Below are 18,230 nucleotides of genomic sequence, written 5' to 3' on the forward strand. Positions count from 1 at the left end.
ATGTTCGGACAAAACACTGGTTCCATCTCAAGATTTTGTCCGAAGTCGCTCCATGTTCGGACAAAACACTGGTTCCATCGCAAGATTTTGTCCGAAGTCGCACCATGTTAGGACAAAACGCCGGCTCGCCTCATAAATTTGTCCGAAGTCACACGAGGTTAAGACAAAACATCCATGGAATTTTTTCCATACCCTAATATAATCTTACGTTTATTCGAATTGTCTTTTAGAATAAGAGTTGGGGGAATACTGGAGGCATTTAAAATGATATATAAAAAAATAGCTGGGATCAGCATGTGGCAGTTGAACAGGACTCTGAAAAAACTGGCTTTCGCAAGAATGGAGCTGGAAAAACAGATGCGGAAGGAATTGATTGTGGTCCTTCTAGAGCCTAAAAAAGAGAACGTACTTGCGACTGCGGAAGAGAAGAAAGAAATCGAGCGAGCGGTTCAGGAATTAAGCGGGTTCGAGACGTTAAGGTTGTGTTTGCTGGAAGATTGCAAGCCAGTGTACATGGAAAAAGTGAATACTAATGGTGTATCAAGATGGCTGGAAATCCCGGTCAAACCTTTGATTACATATGAATTTCTAAATGAAACACAGGAAAGTCAGGTAAAAATAGGATAGGCATGATCTGCGGAGAAGAGGACCAATTAAGGTCCTCTTTTTTGTCCGTGTAATTAGCACGATTTTTTTCTATATAAAATGTCGGGGCTGACATGACGCTTGCGCTTTTCTAAATGGGCTAGTATTTTTTTCGGTGTTTAATTGCACAAATGTCCCGGCCTGAATAGGATATAGGGACACAAAAAAAGGAGGTTGTTACGATGTCTGAAGGATGCGGCTATGGTGGCGGTTTCGCCCTGCTTGTAGTATTGTTCATTCTTTTAATCATAATCGGAGCGTCTTGGGGTTTCGGTTACTAAATTTTGAATAAGTAAACTTCATTAGGAGGTTTTATCATGTACGGATACAGCGGAGGCTGTGGATATGGCGGTTACGGCGTAGGAGGAGCTGGATACGGCAGCGGTTTTGTTTTGATCGTTGTGCTGTTTATCCTCTTGATCATCGTCGGCTGCGCATGCTATCTCTAATAAAAACATGGAAAGAGGCTGTTACAAAGGGTCATGATGACTGTTGACAGCCTCTTTCCTTTTGTGCAGGGTTGAATCTAAGATTCGAGATTTTCCTAAGTGGTACTCATTTTTTACAGCGAGCTAGTCAATTAGAACGATGATAAAAGAGTGAATTATTGTTATTTTTAAATAAATTAAAAATATTCCAAAAAAAGCGATTCTTTTTTTGTGCTTGTTCGTCTAACTGTCTGTAAAAAGGGGGGGAGAATTTTGAGCGATCACTACAGCATTCGTTTCCAGAAAGTTTACGAGGAATATAGTGACAAGGTTTATGGCTATCTCCTGTTATTGACCGGTAAGAAGGAAGTCGCAGAGGATTTAACGCAGGAAACTTTTTTAAGAGTGTACAAGCATATTCATCAGTTTAACGGTGATTCGCAGATTTTCACATGGATCGTGAAAATCGCACGAAATGTTGCAATTGACCATTTAAGAAGAAGAAGACGGCTGCGTTTTTTTTCATTGGATAAGTACGTCATCGAATCCTGTCAGCCATCCCCGGTTGAAATCATCGTAAAAGGGGAGAAGACTTCACTCCTTTACAAAGGGATCAAATCACTGAAGCTGAACTACCAGGAGGTTTTAATTTTAAGGAAAATCAAAGAATTTTCGATTAAGGAAACCGCACTTATCCTTGGCTGGAGCGAAAGTAAAGTGAAAATCACTACTTCCCGGGCAATGGCTGCCTTAAAAAAAGAGTTAAAGAGAAGAGGGGAAATCATTGAAGAAATCATTTGAACTTGAAGATAGCTTCAAAAGCCTTAGCCAAATTCCAAGATCGGAAATCCAAAAACGAAAAACTTATAATTCAATAGTCCAGACCGGAAGGCCGGATAGGCCGATTGGCTACATAGCAAGGAATTGGACCGGTAGTCTCCTGACAATTGTGATGATACTGGTTTGTGCAGCTTACCTTCTAACAGAAATCAAAAGTCCTTCCCAGGAAGGGCTAGCTGCTCTCAATCCAGCAGAGTTATTTGCATCAAGCGAAATTGTCATTACCTATCTCACTAAATCTGACTCAGCAGAACAATTTAACCTCCACTCTAACCTGACAAGAAAAGGAGTTTCCATCATTGATGAACCAGGTTGGCTGGAGATAATGAACAGGACTGTCAATGGCCGAAACACTGTAAAGAATGCACCGAAGATGGAAAACGCCTTTGATTTATTATTAATCTATGAGGGCAGGAAACCTGACCAATGTAAATTATGGATTAATGAAGAAAATGTATATATCAAAAGAGTGAAAGAGCAACGCGTATATAAAGTTGAAGCAAGTAAAGCAGCCAAGGTGATTGCCATGATTGAAGATATGGAAATGCAGGTTCAATTTTGAACCTGTTTTTTTATTGTCTTGGAAATTATTAATTTCGTTGTAGAAAACTATATAGTTTTCTTAATACAGCTCCAGTTCCTAGCCAGTTTTCATTCTTGAGAATGCTTCCTGGAGTATCTTGCGAGAAGCGTTAGCTTTGAGCAGCTCGAGTCCCTTGCGCTTTTTATTCTGTAACTTTCACTGTTTTTAAAAAAATTTACAGAATATGTTTAGTCCGTGGAGAAGAGTGGTAAGAGTAGGTTTGTACTTATTAAGCAACTTGAATATACAGGAGGAAAAGATATGAAGAGGGGTCTAGCATTTATTATTGCAGTATTCATGCTAATTGGCTTGCTGGCTGGTTGCTCTGGGGAGAACAAAGCAGAAGCTGATAAAACGAAAGACGGAAAAATAGTAGTTGATTTCTGGACATTCTGGGGTTCAGAGACACGCCGTCCGATCATAGAAAAAATCATCGATGATTATAACAGTTCCCAGGATAAGGTGTTTGTTAAACATACTTTCTTGCCATGGGGCGATATTTGGACCAAGAACCTTGCTTCAGTGGCAGCTGGTAATCCTGCAGATGTCATTGTGAACGACATCAACACAGTTGCCCAGCGTGCTGAAAACAAGCAGGTAGAGGACTTAAGCCAATATATAGATGATTCATTCAAGCAAAAATTCCACCCGCATTTATGGGACACTGTCGAGTATGACGGAAAGTCTTATGCTGTTCCTTTCAATACAGACACCCGCCTTCTTTTCTACAATAAAACAGCATTCAAGGAAGCGGGACTTGATCCCGAGAAGCCGCCTGCAACCTGGGCGGAGCTAGAAGAGTACGCAAAGAAGTTAGATGTTAAGAATGGCGATAACTATGAACGAGTTGGATTCTATCCTTTATGGGGAAGTGTCGGGGCATCCAGCTGGATGACAAACGCAGATAGCGGAAAAGGTTTTATTGAGGATGGAGAGTTGACAATCAACACACCGAAAAAAGTTGAAGCCCTTAATTGGATTCTTGATTGGAAGGAACGCCTCGGTGAAAACACTGTACAAGCTTTCCAGGCAGAATTCGGAAGTGAACAGGCAAATCCATTCATTGCAGAAAAAGTTGCAATGTGGGTTGATGTGGGAACATTCTACACACAATTAAGAGACTACGGACAGGATGTTGATTTTGGCGTAGCACCAATCCCTGCAAACGAGGAAGGTTCAGGTAACTGGGCTGAAGGCGGCGGATTCGTTGTTGAAATTCCGAAAGGTGCGAAACATCCAGAGGAAGCAATGGACTTTATCAAGTATCTGACAGATGTTGAGGCTCAGAAGTACTGGTCGGTTAAAAACTATGACAATGTAGCGAACATTGAAGCAGCTGAGGCAGCCCTCAATGAACTAGAAGGTCCAGATAAGATGGTCTACGAAGCTACTGTCAAAAATCTGAAGCAGACAAAGATGTTCCCGGTGCCAGTTGAGTACCCAGATTATCATAGCAGATTGAACCCGCATATTGATAATGCACTATTAGGTAAAACTTCTCCTGAAGAAGCATTGGAAGAAGCGGAAGAAGATATAGCGAAAATGAAAAAGGAATAATCAAAGAAAGAGAAGGCGCATTACGCCCTTCTCTTTTTAAAAATTTCTTAGGATTTAACGCCTGCAGTTTTCGAAATAATCGATTAAATAGGCTCCTTTCGTAAACTTTGTTGCTTTCATAATCAAAAGGTAAAAAACGGCTCCTGAGTTTTTACGATTATTAATTCATTCAATGTTTGGACGTCTCCTCGAAAAGGCCCCGAATCCAAAAGGAATGCGGTATGAGAATGAGTTCGAAAAGCAATGCGAAAACAGCCATTAAATAAAAGCAACAAGGGGGTTTAGGTAAGCATGAAGTCTTCAGATACAACATTAGCACATACAAAAGGTGGATCTAAAGTTATGCAGGAACAGAAAGCGGCTGAGACTGTTGGCCGAACCAAAGGGCTCAGTAAGAAGGCGAAGGAAAATCTTGCTGGCTATTTGTTTATATCTCCCTGGATCATTGGGTTCCTTGGTTTGACTTTAGGTCCTTTGTTATTCAGTCTGGCTGCAAGTTTCACAGATTACAATATTACTTCAAAAATGAATTTCATTGGGTTGGAAAATTATAAACGCATGTTTACGATGGACGATTTATTCCGCACTTCTCTTTTTAATACTATTTATTATGTTATTTTCTCGGTTCCATTGACGACTGCGGGAGCTATTTTACTAGCCGTTCTGTTGAATCAAAAGATCAAAGGAATGAAGTTTTTCCGGACAATCTATTATTTGCCGGCTGTTTTATCCGGTGTGGCAGTATATTTTCTCTGGATGCAGCTTTTGAGTCCATCAACAGGGCTGGTCAACACGATGCTAGCCTGGATCGGGATTGACGGTCCGGCATGGCTGTTTGATCCTGAATGGACAAAGCCGGCATTGCTATTGATGAAAATGTGGAGTGTAGGCGGGGGAATGCTTTTATACCTGGCAATCATGCAAGGGGTATCGGCTCAGATGTATGAAGCCGCAGATATTGAAGGGGCATCACCGTGGCAGAAGTTTTACCATATTACGCTGCCAATGATTTCACCAATCATCTTTTTTGATGTAATCACAAGTACGATTGGTGCTTTTCAAATCTTCCAGGAAGCTTATGTAATGACTGAGAATGGAAGCGGCGGACCTGGAAACTCTCTGCTATTCTATAATTTGCATATGTGGAACAATGCGTTTGAAGTGTTTGATATGGGTTATGCTTCAGCTATGGCCTGGCTTCTGTTTATCATCGTCATGATTTTGACTACGGTGAATATGAAGCTTGGAAAACGCTGGGTACATTACGAAGGGGGTGACAGCAAATGAATTCAACAACAGCGCCAAAATTTTACGAGACTAAAAAATTCAGAGAAAATGTAAGGCTCACGTTTGTTACGTTGCTGCTTCTTGCCGGAAGTACGCTGATCTTAATGCCTTTATGGTGGATGATTTCAACTTCGTTGAAATCACCTGCAGAGATCGCACAGTACCCGCCGTCATTCTTTCCTGAAAAGTTAAACTTCAGTAACTATGTCGAGGCCTGGCAGACTGCGCCGTTTACACGCTGGGCCTTAAATACGCTCTTTCTGGCTACAGTCGGAACGATTGGCAGCGTGCTTGTCAATTCTCTGGTCGCATACGGCTTTGCGAAGATCAGGTTTAAGGGGAGGAACGCCCTTTTTGTGATAGTGCTGTCAACTATGCTTATTCCAGGGTTTGTGACGATGGTTCCCCAATATATCTTGTTTTCAAAGCTGGGCTGGGTGAACACATATCTGCCGCTGCTCGTTCCGGCTTTTCTAGGGAGTGCTTTTTTCATATTCTTGCTTCGCCAATTCATGATGGGGATACCGAATGAACTTGTCGAGGCTGCTGTACTTGATGGTGCTGGCCATTTGCAAATCTGGTGGCATATTATGCTGCCGCTGACCAAACCGGCTTTGATTACAGTGGCAATCTTTACTTTTAATGGTGCATGGAACGACCTGTTAGGACCGCTGCTCTATATCAATGATGAAAGTATGTACACCTTGCAGATTGGATTGCAGACCTTCAAGGGCACGGTCCAGACACAATGGCATTATTTGATGGCAATGTCGGTTTCGGTCCTGCTGCCAGTAATTCTGCTTTTCTTCTTTTTCCAAAAATATTTTATTGAAGGCTCGAATATCTCATCGGGAACAAAAGGATAAAAGAAAAAGGATGCTGACATTAAGCATCCTTTTTCTGATCTTATTAATTCATGACAGGGCAGGTTGTGAGCCATACGCCAGAGACACACGTCCTGTAACCATTATGATAGGCATACTTAGTGCATTGCCAGCATAGATACCCTTCTTGATTAACTGCCGATTTACCCCGGTAATCCTCTACTGGGCTTGCACTTCTATTTTGATTTTGTGAAGAAGAGGCAATGACAGAACCAGAGAAAACAAGCAATAATACAAAAGTCAACATGAACAGTTTTTGCATGATTCATCCCCCTTATTTTTCATAAAACATTGTAATAGTAAACGTTGTAAAAAATTTACTATTTATAATAAAGTACGGAAAGGGAGATTGAATTAGAATAGGACAAAGTGTTTATTCCCTAAAAGCCCACTTTCGAACTAGAAGAAGAACTGGAATTTTCCCAATAAAAAAGCCCGATAAAAATCGGGCTAATTCAGGCTTTGCGTATCTTTTTCGAGTGGGATTTCTTCAATAATTGTATTGTTCGCTGAATGACTTTCTTTCCATATGCGGAATCTTTCAAGGTCAGCACTGATTTGTTTTAAAACAAAAGCGATTACGGCCGCGTCATCGACGATTCCGAGCCCAATGAGGAAATCTGGAATTAAATCGATGGGAGAAACGAAATAAATAATCGAAGCGATGATGGTCACGATGGATTTTGTCGGGATTTTTCGGTATTCTCCTCGGCGCCAGGCACCAACTAAATCAAATAGCAGCTGCAGATTGTCCCAAATCTCCGCAAGTGACCCTTTATGATCATCCGCCTTTTTGCCGGCATCCTTCAATAAAACATCAGTTTTCTCAGGTTTCTTTATATATTCTTTTGCTTTGGATTCAAACTTTTTATACCCTTCTTCAAGTTTCTTTGTGCCTAACATTCCCAACACCCTTCCTGCAAAAGTTCCTTATCTTTTATTTTTACCCTATCACGGCTTTTAACAAAACATCTCTAGCAACTGGTAAATTTTTGCCCTGACAACCAACGCAAGTTAAACACTGTTTGAAATCAATAGTTTTGGGAATTTTAAAGGAGGATTAAAAATAGTTGACTATTCATGTATATACAAGTAAAATGAAAACGTAAACAACATGTATATACAAGTTTTTCGGGTTGATAGCAATCTTTTTTTATAGTTAATGAAAACGTTAACAGGAGGAGAGTAATTATGGATCGACAAGCAGTTGAACAAATTGTTGAAGCTGTTGGAGGCAAAGAAAATATTGCCGCTGCCACCCACTGTGTTACAAGGCTTCGCTTTGCCTTGAAGGATGAAGGAAAAGTGGATAAGGAAAAACTGGAGAATAATGATCTTGTAAAAGGATCTTTTTCCGCAAATGGTCAATACCAGGTGGTTATTGGACAGGGGCTTGTTGACAAGGTATACGCAGAAATGGTTGCGATTACCGGAATTGGAGAAGCTTCAAAAGAAGAAATAAAAGATGCTGCAGCCCAAAATTTGAATCCTCTTCAAAGGGCAATCAAGACGCTAGCAGATATCTTCATTCCTATCCTGCCGGCGATTGTTACTGCTGGTTTGTTAATGGGGATTAATAATATCCTGACCGGAAAGGACATCTTTTTTGAAGGGCAGGCATTTATTGACGTTTATACCGGCTGGGCCGATTTTGCCAGCATCATTAATTTAATTGCAAATACAGCATTTGTATTCTTGCCAGGTTTGATTGGATGGAGTGCGGTTAATAAATTCGGAGGAAGCCCGCTTCTTGGTATTGTTCTGGGACTCATGCTTGTGCACCCGGATTTGTTGAACGCATGGGGTTACGGGGCAGCAAAAGAAATTCCTACATGGAATTTGTTTGGACTGACAGTTGAGAAAGTAGGCTATCAAGGTCAGGTATTGCCGGTATTGTTAGCTTCCTATGTCCTCGCGAAAATGGAAATTTTCTTACGAAAGCGGATTCCTGATGCCTTCCAGCTGTTGACCGTTGCACCAATAGCTCTATTGTTAACAGGTTTCCTATCTTTCATCGTGATCGGACCAATTACTTTTGCAATTGGGAACTTGATCACTGACGGTGTTGTCGGAATTTTTGATGCAGTGCCTGCTATTGGCGGATTGATTTATGGCGGCCTTTATGCACCGCTCGTTATCACAGGTATGCACCATACATTCTTAGCGGTGGACCTGCAATTGATCGGTACAATCGGCGGTACATTCTTATGGCCGATGGTCGCTTTATCTAATATCGCACAAGGTTCAGCTGCATTCGCCATGATGTTTGCAGAGAAGGACAATGAAAAACTGAAAGGTTTATCACTGACATCAGCCATTTCTGCTTGGCTTGGAATTACTGAACCGGCTATGTTCGGAGTAAACCTTAGATACAAATACCCATTTATCTCTGCGATTATTGGGTCTGCAATTGCGGGTATTGTCATCACCCTTCGAGGGGTAATGGCGCCTTCAATTGGTGTCGGCGGATTGCCTGCATTCCTGTCAATCTTTACTGAGTTCTGGGGTGTCTTCTTCATCGGGATGGGAATCGCGCTTGTCGTACCATTCGTACTGACATTCATTATGGCAAAAACAAGAAAGAAAAAAGAGGCGTAATCATAACTAGAGAGTGAATCCTGATGGAGGTGGAGGTTTATTATGACTGAACCATGGTGGAAAAAGTCCGTTGTCTATCAAATCTATCCAAAGAGTTTTTATGATACAACTGGCAATGGAACAGGCGACCTGCAGGGGATTATCGCCAAGCTTGATTATTTGAAAGAGCTGGGAGTGGACATAATTTGGCTGACGCCGGTCTATGATTCACCTCAGCGGGATAATGGCTACGATATCAGAGATTATTATCAAATATATAAAGAATACGGGACGATGGAAGACTTCGACCGTCTGCTTGAGGAAGCACATTCGCGCGGAATCAAAATTATCATGGATTTGGTCGTGAACCACTCATCAATTGAGCATGAGTGGTTCCAGGATGCCCTGAAATCAAAGGATAGCCGTTACCGAAACTATTATATATGGAAAGACCCGAGGGAAGACGGTAGTGCCCCCACCAATTGGGAATCAAAATTCGGCGGGAATGCCTGGGAGTACGATGGGGCTACAGGCCAATATTACCTTCATTTGTTCGATGTCACCCAGGCTGATCTGAATTGGGAAAATGAACAGCTCCGAAATGATGTATACGAGATGATGCATTATTGGTTCAAGAAAGGTATAGATGGCTTCAGGCTTGATGTAATCAACCTGATTTCAAAGGATCAGGATTTTCCAGATGATGATGGTTCTGTACCACCGGGCGATGGCCGGAAATTCTACACCGATGGACCAAAAGTACACCAGTATTTGCAGGAAATGAATTCTGAGGTTCTTTCCAAATATGACAGCATGACGGTCGGCGAGATGTCTTCCACGACTATCGAAAACTGCATCAAATACTCAAATCCGGATCGAAACGAACTGAGCATGACATTTAACTTTCATCATTTAAAGGTCGACTATGAAAATGGTGACAAATGGACTCTTGTGGATTTTGATTTTCTTGCCCTTAAACGGATTTTATCTTTATGGCAGGTTGAAATGCATAAGGGTGGCGGTTGGAACGCATTGTTCTGGTGCAACCATGACCAGCCGAGAGTTGTGTCGCGATATGGCAATGATGGTCAATACCACCGCGAATCGGCGAAAATGCTTGGTACGGCAGTCCATATGATGCAGGGAACGCCTTATATTTATCAGGGTGAAGAAATCGGCATGACCAATCCATATTTTGAAAGAATCGAGGATTATCGTGATGTTGAATCCTTGAATATTTATAAAATCAAAATGGGCGAAGGTATGTCCAAAGAGGAAATCCTGAAGATACTGCAAAGTAAGTCGAGAGATAACTCTAGAACACCTGTCCACTGGAATGACGAGAAACATGCAGGTTTTACAAGCGGCACTCCATGGATAGATGTTGCCAGAAATTATCAAACTGTGAATGTTGAAAATGCGCTCGCTGATAAAAATTCAGTGTTCTATCACTATAAAACGTTGATTCAACTGAGAAAACAGTATGACATTATCACCTATGGTGATTACCAGCTCCTCCTAGAAGAACATCCTGACATATTTGCATATGTCAGGAACGGGCAGAATGAAAAACTTCTAGTCGTAAATAACTTTTATGGAAAAGATACTATCTTTGAATTGCCTGATTCGGTAGATGCTGATGGCTATCAAGCAGAAATTCTGCTTTCTAATTATGAAGATTCTACTTCAGATATATCAGCAATCAATCTGAGGCCATATGAATCAATTGTTTATCATTTAACGAAGTAAGAAAAAGTGAAGACCCTGGGGGTCTCCACTTTTTTACTATATTTGTAAAAAGTAGTGATAGTCAATGATATAGTAGTAATTATGGCTTAAAACATAGTGATTGTGTTATATTTCGTAGTGATTATACGGCTAAACGTAGTGATTATCATTAAAATCGTAGTGATTAGAACTCTTTTAATATTTTTACCAGTGTGCTGCTGGATGTTTGATGACCTTGTCGTGGTGGAAAAAGTTAATATAACTAATCCTTTACGAAATGAGGTTTTCACTATGATTCCAATCCAATCTAATATAGATGGAAAAGAGCTCACTGTCGGTGAATTGAAGCAAAAGCTCGGCCCGCTGGGATTCAATGTTAACGGTCAGTGGGAATATGACCATGCATATATCGATTACAAGATGAACGACGACCATGGGGACCGGCAGTATGTACGTATTCCCTTCAAGTCGACTGGTGGTCCATTGGATGATGATGGCACATTCGTCCAGATTGGGACGCCATTCCTGCTTGATCATCAATTTCAGACAGCAGTTGATGACGAGGGGAACATCGGGGCACTGACCGGTTCTTTAAACCAATTTAAATCCCCTGAAGACAAGGATGCTCCATTTCCTAAGGGACTGGTAGAAGAAGGAAAGACACTGATCAACAGGGCAGAACAGGCCTTAGGAACGTTATAGTAAAACACCAACAGCTTCCCAGTATCCAGGAAGCTGTTTTTATTTAGATTTGGCCTGTTTTTCGGTATCCTGATACGTCTACTTACTATGGAAAAAATGCTATACTGGTTAGCATAAGTTTTATTTCGGAGTGTGAAGATTGCCATGGAAAACAAATTATATTATCACGATGCATACATAAAAAAATTCTCTGCGGAGCTGATTACGCAAAAAGAAGACGAATCTGGGAGGATATACGCAATCCTTTCTCAGACAGCTTTTTACCCGACAGGTGGTGGTCAGCCATTCGATACCGGATTCTTAAATGGCGTTGAAGTAGTGGATGTTGAGGAAGTTGATGGGGAAATCCGCCATTATATAAAGGGAAAATTGGCGGAAGGAAATCCTGTTGAAGGGGCAATTGAATGGGATCGCCGATTTGACCATATGCAGCAGCATGCTGGACAGCATATTCTTTCCGCTTCGTTCGAGGATTTGTATGGATATAAAACGGTCAGTTTCCATCTTGGTAAAGATACACTGACAATAGACTTGGATACAGAAAATCTTTCAGCAGATGAGGCCGCAAAGGTGGAAGAGCTAGCTAATCAGGTGATTCTCAAAAACCGCCCAATCGTCACTAAATGGGTCGATGAAGAGGAACTGAAGCAATACAGACTCAGGAAAGAATTATCCGTATCTAATAACATCAGGCTCGTCATAATACCAGATTTTGACTACAATGGCTGTGGTGGCACACATCCAAACAGCACTGCCGAAATCGGATCATTGAAAATCCTGGGATGGGAAATGCAAAAGAAAAGGGTGCGTGTTGAGTTTGTTTGTGGCAAAAGGGTGCTGAACAAGCTTGGCCAAAAGCATGAGGTCATCAAGGAGCTCACAGCCCTGCTCAATGCACCAGAACAGGATATGAGTTCAACAGTAATTAGACTTCTTGCCCAAAATAAAGATCTTGAAAAAACAATTGAGGAAATGAAGGATCAATTATTAAAATTTGAAGCAAACGAGATTATTGAATCAGGAAAGAATGATATGGTCAGCACCGTATTTCAGAACAGGAGTATTCAGGAACTTCAAAAACTGGCCAGGCTGCTCGTTTCAACTGCTGAAGATAAGATATTCTTGCTTGCGTCTGAAAATGAGGAAAAGCTGCAATTCGTCTTTGCAAAAGGTAAGAAAACAGAAGGCGACTTGAAGGGATTATCACAAAGGGCACTTTCCATAATTGATGGCAAGGGTGGAGGTAACGATACTCTTGTACAAGGTGGGGGCAAATGGATGACAGGTGAGGAATTTATGCAGAAGGTTACCGGAATTATCCAATAATTCAAAGAGGAAATGAAGAATCAAGACTATTTCAAGGTAAAAAGTTCTAGTTCTTAAGTGGTGATTTCATCGAATAAACTGTACATTTGATGGCTATAAACAAGCAGAGTAAAAATAGACCGACTTTATACCTAATTTTTACAGAATGATTGGTTATTAATGAAAGTTTTACCATTTTAAAATAGGTTTAACTCCCTCATAATGGAATTCAACCAGAGAAATAGGGGGAATCAGAATGTTTGAAGTTGAAAGAGGATCTGTAGAAGAGGCAATCATGATCCTGCAAAATCTCGGTCTTAAAGTGAATGAATACGAGAAGATGAATTCAATGATTCCGGTAGAAAAATATAAAGAGTTATTGGAATTCACGATTGCTGTAGCAAGGAAAACGAATGAGGTTACTGTCACAATAGATGAAATGATGGATGATATAGCAACGAAGATGTAATGGATAAGCAAGAGCAGCCAGATTAAACCTTTGGCTGCTCTTTTTGCTTGTGTGGAAAATAACTACACATAATTGTCAGCGCTTGCGCTTTTCTTCCTCATTGAGTTTTATCAATGTATTCGAAGAGGAAGGATTGTCCGTTTCGGTAAAAGCGTGGATCGTAGACTCCTATTCTATCTCCATCGTCGACGATCACTACAAAGGGTGACCATTCAGAAAGCGTCTTAGCTTCAGGTTTTTCAGTAAATAAACCATTGAGATCTGTATCCTCTGCGGAAGTAAGTTCATATTGGAGCTTTCTTTCGGAGAAGAGATTATCCTGGAAGATATTCACTTCACTATCGCTTTTCGCGATTACTGTATATGTCCAAGGAATGAAGCCGGCAGAAAGTGCAATCTGTTCATAATCATCCTCATATTGATTATATAGCATCCAGCCCTGGACACTTTGGATAATGACATGCAGAGCGATAAAGACCCATGCAAGTTTAAAGTAGGATGGGCTTTTTATTTTATTGAATTTTGACGCAATAAACGCTGTTCCGAGAATCACCCAGAAAACGAAATCAATGATGGGGATTGTCCCAAAGGTGATTCTCATATTGGAAAATGGTTCGAGATAGCCAGTTCCCCAGGCGTTGAATAAATCACTTGTATTATGGATGATGACTGCCACCCATCCAAGGAAAAAAAGTTTTACATCTTTTACTTTAAATAGAAGGAAAGATAGTAGAATAAATAAAGCGGCCCACAACGGTGTCAGGAAAATTGAGTGGGTGATGCCTCGGTGCCACATCTGGTAAAGCCCTTCATTATCCCAGAGTTGTGAAATGACATCGATGTCCGGGATCTGGCTTGCGCCGACCGCGGTTAGTAAATAAGCACGCTTCTGCGATTTTTTCATATGTTTTTTATCAACGGCACCATATAAGGCTAAACCGAAAAGTGTATGTGTAACTGAATCCATGCTGCACCTCCTGAAGTTATTATAAACGTTAAAGGAAAATATTTAAAAGTTCTGATATGTATCTGCAGGATTGCAAACTTAACGCCAGAAAGATAAGATTAAATTTATAGTGAAAAAGAATGGATTTTTCAACTCGAGAATTGCCAGCTCCAGCGCCTAGCCCCTCGAGACGTTTCGGTCCGCCCAATGAAGTCAAAAAGCGACTTCAATGGTCGGCCCTCCGAGGCACACGATGTGCTAGACCCGCCAGCCACAGGACGTGGCGTTATAGGCGGGCAACGCTTGTCGGGGCTGACCAAGGCGCTTGCGCTTTTCTATGAAGAATTTTGCCTTTAAACAGAAAGGAAACATTTAATGATGAAAAAATTAAAAGATGAAGTACAATCGCGAAGAACATTTGCGATTATTTCCCACCCGGATGCCGGGAAAACGACGCTTACGGAAAAGCTATTGCTGTTCGGTGGCGCAATTCGTGATGCTGGTACGGTAAAAGCGAAGAAGACTGGAAAATTTGCGACAAGTGACTGGATGGAAATCGAGAAGCAGCGTGGAATCTCCGTGACCTCCAGTGTCATGCAATTTGATTATGATGGCTTCAAGGTCAACATCCTTGACACACCAGGCCACCAGGATTTCTCTGAGGACACCTATAGAACGTTAACTGCGGTCGACAGCGCCGTGATGATCATAGACTCAGCAAAGGGTATCGAGGACCAGACTCTCAAGCTTTTCAAAGTATGCCGTATGAGAGGGATTCCGATCTTTACCTTTATCAACAAGCTTGATCGCCAGGGAAAAGCACCTCTTGAGCTGCTAGCTGAATTGGAAGAAGTGCTTGGAATTGAATCTTATCCAATGAACTGGCCGATTGGCATGGGCAAAGAGTTCCTTGGGATCTATGACCGATTCAACAACAGGATTGAACAGTTCCGTGTAGATGAGGACAAACGCTTTGTTCAGTTGAACGAAGAAGGAGAAATTGTGGGTGAACATTCTCTGAAAGAGTCTTCTTTATATGACCAGACTTTAGAAGAAATCATGCTGCTAGATGAAGCGGGAAATGAATTTTCAAAAGAACGGATTGCCGATGGAACATTGATACCTGTATTTTTCGGAAGCGCCTTGACGACTTTCGGTGTCCAGACATTCCTTGATTCTTATCTGCAATTTGCGCCAGAACCACAGCCAAGGAATTCGACAGCAGGAGAAATTGATCCACAATCAGAGGAATTTTCTGGCTTTATCTTTAAAATCCAGGCAAACATGAATCCGGCTCATCGTGACAGAATTGCCTTCCTGCGCATCTGCTCGGGCAAGTTTGAGCGAGGAATGACCGTCCAGCTTAGCCGTACAGGAAAATCAATGAAGCTTGCGCAATCTACACAGTTCATGGCTGATGATCGCAGTACTGTTGAGGAGGCTGTAGCAGGTGACATCATCGGGCTATACGACCCGGGCACATACCAGATTGGTGATACAATTGTTTCTGGCAAGGAAGGATTCCTGTATGAAAAGCTTCCCCAGTTCACACCAGAACTTTTCGTAAGGGTTTCAGCAAAGAACGTCATGAAGCAAAAACATTTCCATAAAGGAATCCAGCAGCTTGTCCAAGAAGGAGCAATCCAGCTATTCAAGACATTGAAGACGGAAGAGTACCTTCTTGGTGCTGTCGGACAGCTCCAATTCGAAGTATTCGAAGCAAGGATGCGCAACGAATATAACGTAGAGGTTCTGATGGAAAGACAGGGATCCAAGATTGCCCGCTGGATTGAAGGCGACGATGTGAACGAAAACCTTTCCAGCTCGAGGAGCCTGCTAGTCACTGACCGCTATGACAAAAAAGTATTCTTATTCGAGAATGAATTTGCCTTAAGGTGGTTCCAGGACAAGAATCCAGAAGTAAAACTTTATAATCCTATGGATGCTTCATAATAAGTTGAGCCGGCATTGTTGAATGCCGGCTCTTTATATATTGATAAAAGTACAGAGCTCCCCGGTCACAGATTTAACTTTATTTAGTTCAATCTATTGACATTTTCAATATCAGATACTATATTAGTATTATTCTATATCGCTTTTATGCATAAAAGCGTTTAAGTGCAAAAGTTAAGTGTGAGGTGCCGACAGATATTAGTAGAATCCCCATGAGCAGCACAAAGAAACTGGATGGTTGCTGAAAATCCAGGCAATGGCTGATTTGAATTACACCTGTCGCAAAAAGGCACTGTTAATGAAGTGGGCAGATATTATTGTTTGCCAATTAGGGTGGTACCGCGGAGCTCCTTCGTCCCTAGACTTAGTAGAGCTTTTTGTATTTTACTTCTAATTGGGGGAATCATCATGTTAAACCAAAGCCAATCAATATCATTGAAAACTTCCGAGGCAGCCGCTGTTATATTATTGCTTCTGGCTGGAATCGGTTATGGCATGATAAAACTAGAATTAATGCCGCACATTCCGGTCCTGATGGGGATCGGGTCATTGATCATTTATGGATTGTTGAGAAAAATTAAGATGGCTGAGCTTGAACAAAGTATGGTTGAAGGTGCTAAGGCGGGCCTGGGAGCTGTAATGATATTTTTCTTTATTGGGATGCTGGTAAGCAGCTGGATTGCTGCCGGTACCATTCCTACTTTGATATATATCGCATTTGATTTAGTGACTGGAAAGTGGTTTTATGCGATTGTCTTTATCGTCACATCTGTTATTGGGTTAAGTATTGGCAGTTCATTGACTACCTCAGCTGTGATTGGGGTAGCGTTCATGGCGGTTAGTGAAAGTTTGGGATTCTCATTGGCTATCACGGCTGGTGCGGTGGTATCAGGCGCATTCCTTGGTGATAAAATGTCACCGTTATCGGATACAACCGTTTTAGCGTCTGCTACTGTAAAAGTAGATCTTTTTGAGCATATCAAAAACATGAGCTGGACGACGATACCTGCGTTCTTCATTTCACTTGTAATGTTTGCTGCCTTGTCGCCAGAACTGGGTTCAGCAGACTTCACAAAGCTTGGGAGCTTGCAGGATACTCTTTTGGAGACGAATCTTGTAAACTGGTACTCACTCATTCCACTGGCTATCATTGCGATACTTGCAGTGAGGAAAGTGTCTTCAATTTTGACACTAGGAGCAGGAACCCTTTCAGCGATGATCATCAGTATGATGGTTGTCCCGCAAAATGAATGGGGCGGACTTCCGGGGATTTTATACTCAGGCTATGTTTCTGAGAGTGGCAACGAACAGCTGGATTCCCTGCTGAGCCGCGGTGGCCTTGAGAGCATGTATTTCTCAGTCTCGCTTGTACTCCTTGCTTTAAGCATGGGCGGGTTGTTATTCAAGCTTGGTGTTCTTCCGGCTTTATTACGAGGGCTTGCCAGCGGTCTAGAAAAGGTGCCAGTTCTCGTTGGATCAACAGCTTTATCTGCGATTGGGATTAACTTTTTGATCGGTGAGCAATATCTTTCGATCCTTATTACAGGCAATACATTTGCGGGCCACTTCGAAAAAGCTGGGCTGCATCCGAAAAATCTTTCTCGTGTTCTGGAGGATGCGGGGACAGTACTTAATCCACTTGTTCCCTGGAGCGTGTGCGGTGTTTTCCTTAGCAGCGTCCTTGGAGTCAGCACGATGGATTATGTTCCATTTGCATTCTTTTGCCTGCTGTCACCCCTACTGACACTGGCAGCAGGTTTTACAGGAATAACCTTATCGAAGACAGGGAAAAATGCGGTGGCATAAGCTGCCGCTTTTTTTGTGTTTTATAAATGATGATTATGTCACGAACTCAGGGGAAAGTAGCCAAACCGGTAACATAACCGGACTTATGTGCCCGAACTGGGAGGATGACAGTCAAACCGGTAACATAACCGGACTTATGTGCCCGAACTGGGAGGATGGCAGTCAAACCGGTAACATAAAACTGATTTTTGTGCCCAAACTGGGAGGATGGTAGCCAAACCGGTAACATAAACCTGATTTTTGTGCCCAAACTGGGAGGATGGCAGCCAAACCGGTAACATAAACAGGGTTTATGTGCCTGAACTGGGAAGGTGGCAGTCAAACCAGTAACATAAACAGAATTTATGTGCCTGAATACTAAAAAAGGCCAAAGTCTGGTCACAATATCTCCGACTCTGTTCCTGAAATCCAGAAAATCAATTTGGGGTGCGGAACATAATTCTTCAGTCAAAATAGGTGGTTATTTTAAGTGCCTTAAAGTTTCATTAATTCTTTGGTTACTATAAAATGAAAGGTATGC

The 18,230-nt window shown here is 41.7% G+C and carries 18 protein-coding genes; 15 read left to right on the forward strand and 3 right to left on the reverse strand.

Annotation, left to right across the window (positions count from 1 at the left end):
- Positions 1 to 264 precede the first annotated feature (264 nt).
- The 8 genes from TY49_RS05005 (at position 265) to TY49_RS05030 (ending at position 6,206) form a co-directional block, all read left to right on the forward strand.
- Positions 265 to 627 carry a hypothetical protein gene (locus TY49_RS05005; RefSeq protein ID WP_041964809.1) on the forward strand — a complete coding sequence of 121 codons (363 nt, stop codon included), beginning with the start codon at positions 265 to 267 and terminating at the stop codon, positions 625 to 627.
- Between the two features lie 200 nt (positions 628 to 827).
- On the forward strand, positions 828 to 926 hold the full coding sequence (locus tag TY49_RS24140) for a YjcZ family sporulation protein (protein WP_023615168.1): 99 nt from the start codon (positions 828 to 830) through the stop codon (positions 924 to 926).
- 36 nt (positions 927 to 962) lie between these two features.
- Positions 963 to 1,094, forward strand: a complete 132-nt coding sequence (locus TY49_RS24145; RefSeq protein ID WP_084135382.1) for a YjcZ family sporulation protein — start codon at positions 963 to 965, stop codon at positions 1,092 to 1,094.
- 252 nt (positions 1,095 to 1,346) lie between these two features.
- A complete protein-coding gene (locus TY49_RS05010) occupies positions 1,347 to 1,874 on the forward strand; it encodes an RNA polymerase sigma factor (RefSeq protein ID WP_041964810.1) in 528 nt (175 codons plus the stop codon).
- Positions 1,858 to 2,475: a hypothetical protein gene (locus TY49_RS05015; RefSeq protein ID WP_041964811.1), complete on the forward strand. Its 618-nt coding sequence runs from the start codon at positions 1,858 to 1,860 to the stop codon at positions 2,473 to 2,475. Before TY49_RS05010 ends, TY49_RS05015 begins: the two co-directional genes overlap by 17 nt.
- Before the next feature lie 282 nt (positions 2,476 to 2,757).
- Complete coding sequence (locus TY49_RS05020; RefSeq protein WP_041964812.1) at positions 2,758 to 4,053, forward strand: ABC transporter substrate-binding protein; 1,296 nt, start codon at positions 2,758 to 2,760, stop codon at positions 4,051 to 4,053.
- Positions 4,054 to 4,344: 291 nt separating this feature from the next.
- Entirely contained in the window at positions 4,345 to 5,340 is a 996-nt protein-coding gene (locus tag TY49_RS05025) for a carbohydrate ABC transporter permease (RefSeq protein WP_041964813.1), read from the forward strand.
- On the forward strand, positions 5,337 to 6,206 hold the full coding sequence (locus tag TY49_RS05030; RefSeq protein WP_041964814.1) for a carbohydrate ABC transporter permease: 870 nt from the start codon (positions 5,337 to 5,339) through the stop codon (positions 6,204 to 6,206). Before TY49_RS05025 ends, TY49_RS05030 begins: the two co-directional genes overlap by 4 nt.
- 43 nt (positions 6,207 to 6,249) lie before the next feature.
- On the opposite strand, the gene TY49_RS05035 is transcribed toward TY49_RS05030, so the two are convergent.
- Together TY49_RS05035 and TY49_RS05040 are read right to left on the reverse strand one after the other, a co-directional pair.
- Positions 6,250 to 6,486 carry a hypothetical protein gene (locus tag TY49_RS05035; RefSeq protein WP_041964815.1) on the reverse strand — a complete coding sequence of 79 codons (237 nt, stop codon included), beginning with the start codon at positions 6,484 to 6,486 and terminating at the stop codon, positions 6,250 to 6,252.
- A gap of 188 nt (positions 6,487 to 6,674) precedes the next feature.
- The gene (locus TY49_RS05040) at positions 6,675 to 7,127 is read right to left on the reverse strand and encodes a YkvA family protein (RefSeq protein ID WP_041964816.1); all 453 of its coding nucleotides are present in this window, start codon (positions 7,125 to 7,127) and stop codon (positions 6,675 to 6,677) included.
- 288 nt (positions 7,128 to 7,415) lie between these two features.
- Between TY49_RS05040 and treP the strand changes: the two genes are divergently transcribed.
- The 5 genes from treP to TY49_RS05065 all read left to right on the forward strand — a co-directional run bounded on the left by treP (position 7,416) and on the right by TY49_RS05065 (position 13,005).
- The gene (gene treP / locus TY49_RS05045; protein ID WP_041964817.1) at positions 7,416 to 8,822 is read left to right on the forward strand and encodes a PTS system trehalose-specific EIIBC component; all 1,407 of its coding nucleotides are present in this window, start codon (positions 7,416 to 7,418) and stop codon (positions 8,820 to 8,822) included.
- A gap of 42 nt (positions 8,823 to 8,864) precedes the next feature.
- Positions 8,865 to 10,550 carry an alpha,alpha-phosphotrehalase gene (gene treC, locus TY49_RS05050; protein WP_041964818.1) on the forward strand — a complete coding sequence of 562 codons (1,686 nt, stop codon included), beginning with the start codon at positions 8,865 to 8,867 and terminating at the stop codon, positions 10,548 to 10,550.
- Positions 10,551 to 10,820: 270 nt separating this feature from the next.
- Positions 10,821 to 11,231 carry a YugN family protein gene (locus TY49_RS05055; protein ID WP_041964819.1) on the forward strand — a complete coding sequence of 137 codons (411 nt, stop codon included), beginning with the start codon at positions 10,821 to 10,823 and terminating at the stop codon, positions 11,229 to 11,231.
- A 144-nt stretch (positions 11,232 to 11,375) separates the two neighbouring features.
- Positions 11,376 to 12,557, forward strand: coding sequence for a serine-tRNA(Ala) deacylase AlaX (locus TY49_RS05060; RefSeq protein ID WP_041964820.1), 1,182 nt, complete (start codon positions 11,376 to 11,378; stop codon positions 12,555 to 12,557).
- Between the two features lie 235 nt (positions 12,558 to 12,792).
- Entirely contained in the window at positions 12,793 to 13,005 is a 213-nt protein-coding gene (locus TY49_RS05065) for a hypothetical protein (RefSeq protein WP_041964821.1), read from the forward strand.
- Positions 13,006 to 13,102: 97 nt separating this feature from the next.
- Here the strand turns inward: TY49_RS05065 and TY49_RS05070 are convergent, their stop codons facing one another.
- A complete protein-coding gene (locus TY49_RS05070; protein WP_041964822.1) occupies positions 13,103 to 13,972 on the reverse strand; it encodes a metal-dependent hydrolase in 870 nt (289 codons plus the stop codon).
- Between the two features lie 357 nt (positions 13,973 to 14,329).
- Between TY49_RS05070 and TY49_RS05075 the strand changes: the two genes are divergently transcribed.
- Complete coding sequence (locus tag TY49_RS05075; RefSeq protein WP_305066890.1) at positions 14,330 to 15,904, forward strand: peptide chain release factor 3; 1,575 nt, start codon at positions 14,330 to 14,332, stop codon at positions 15,902 to 15,904.
- A gap of 408 nt (positions 15,905 to 16,312) precedes the next feature.
- A complete protein-coding gene (locus TY49_RS05080) occupies positions 16,313 to 17,710 on the forward strand; it encodes a Na+/H+ antiporter NhaC family protein (RefSeq protein ID WP_041964824.1) in 1,398 nt (465 codons plus the stop codon).
- Positions 17,711 to 18,230: the final 520 nt, after the last annotated feature.

It is taken from the genome of Mesobacillus selenatarsenatis SF-1 (genome assembly GCF_000813125.1).
In the GTDB taxonomy this organism is placed as follows: Bacteria; Bacillota; Bacilli; order Bacillales; family Cytobacillaceae; genus Mesobacillus; species Mesobacillus selenatarsenatis.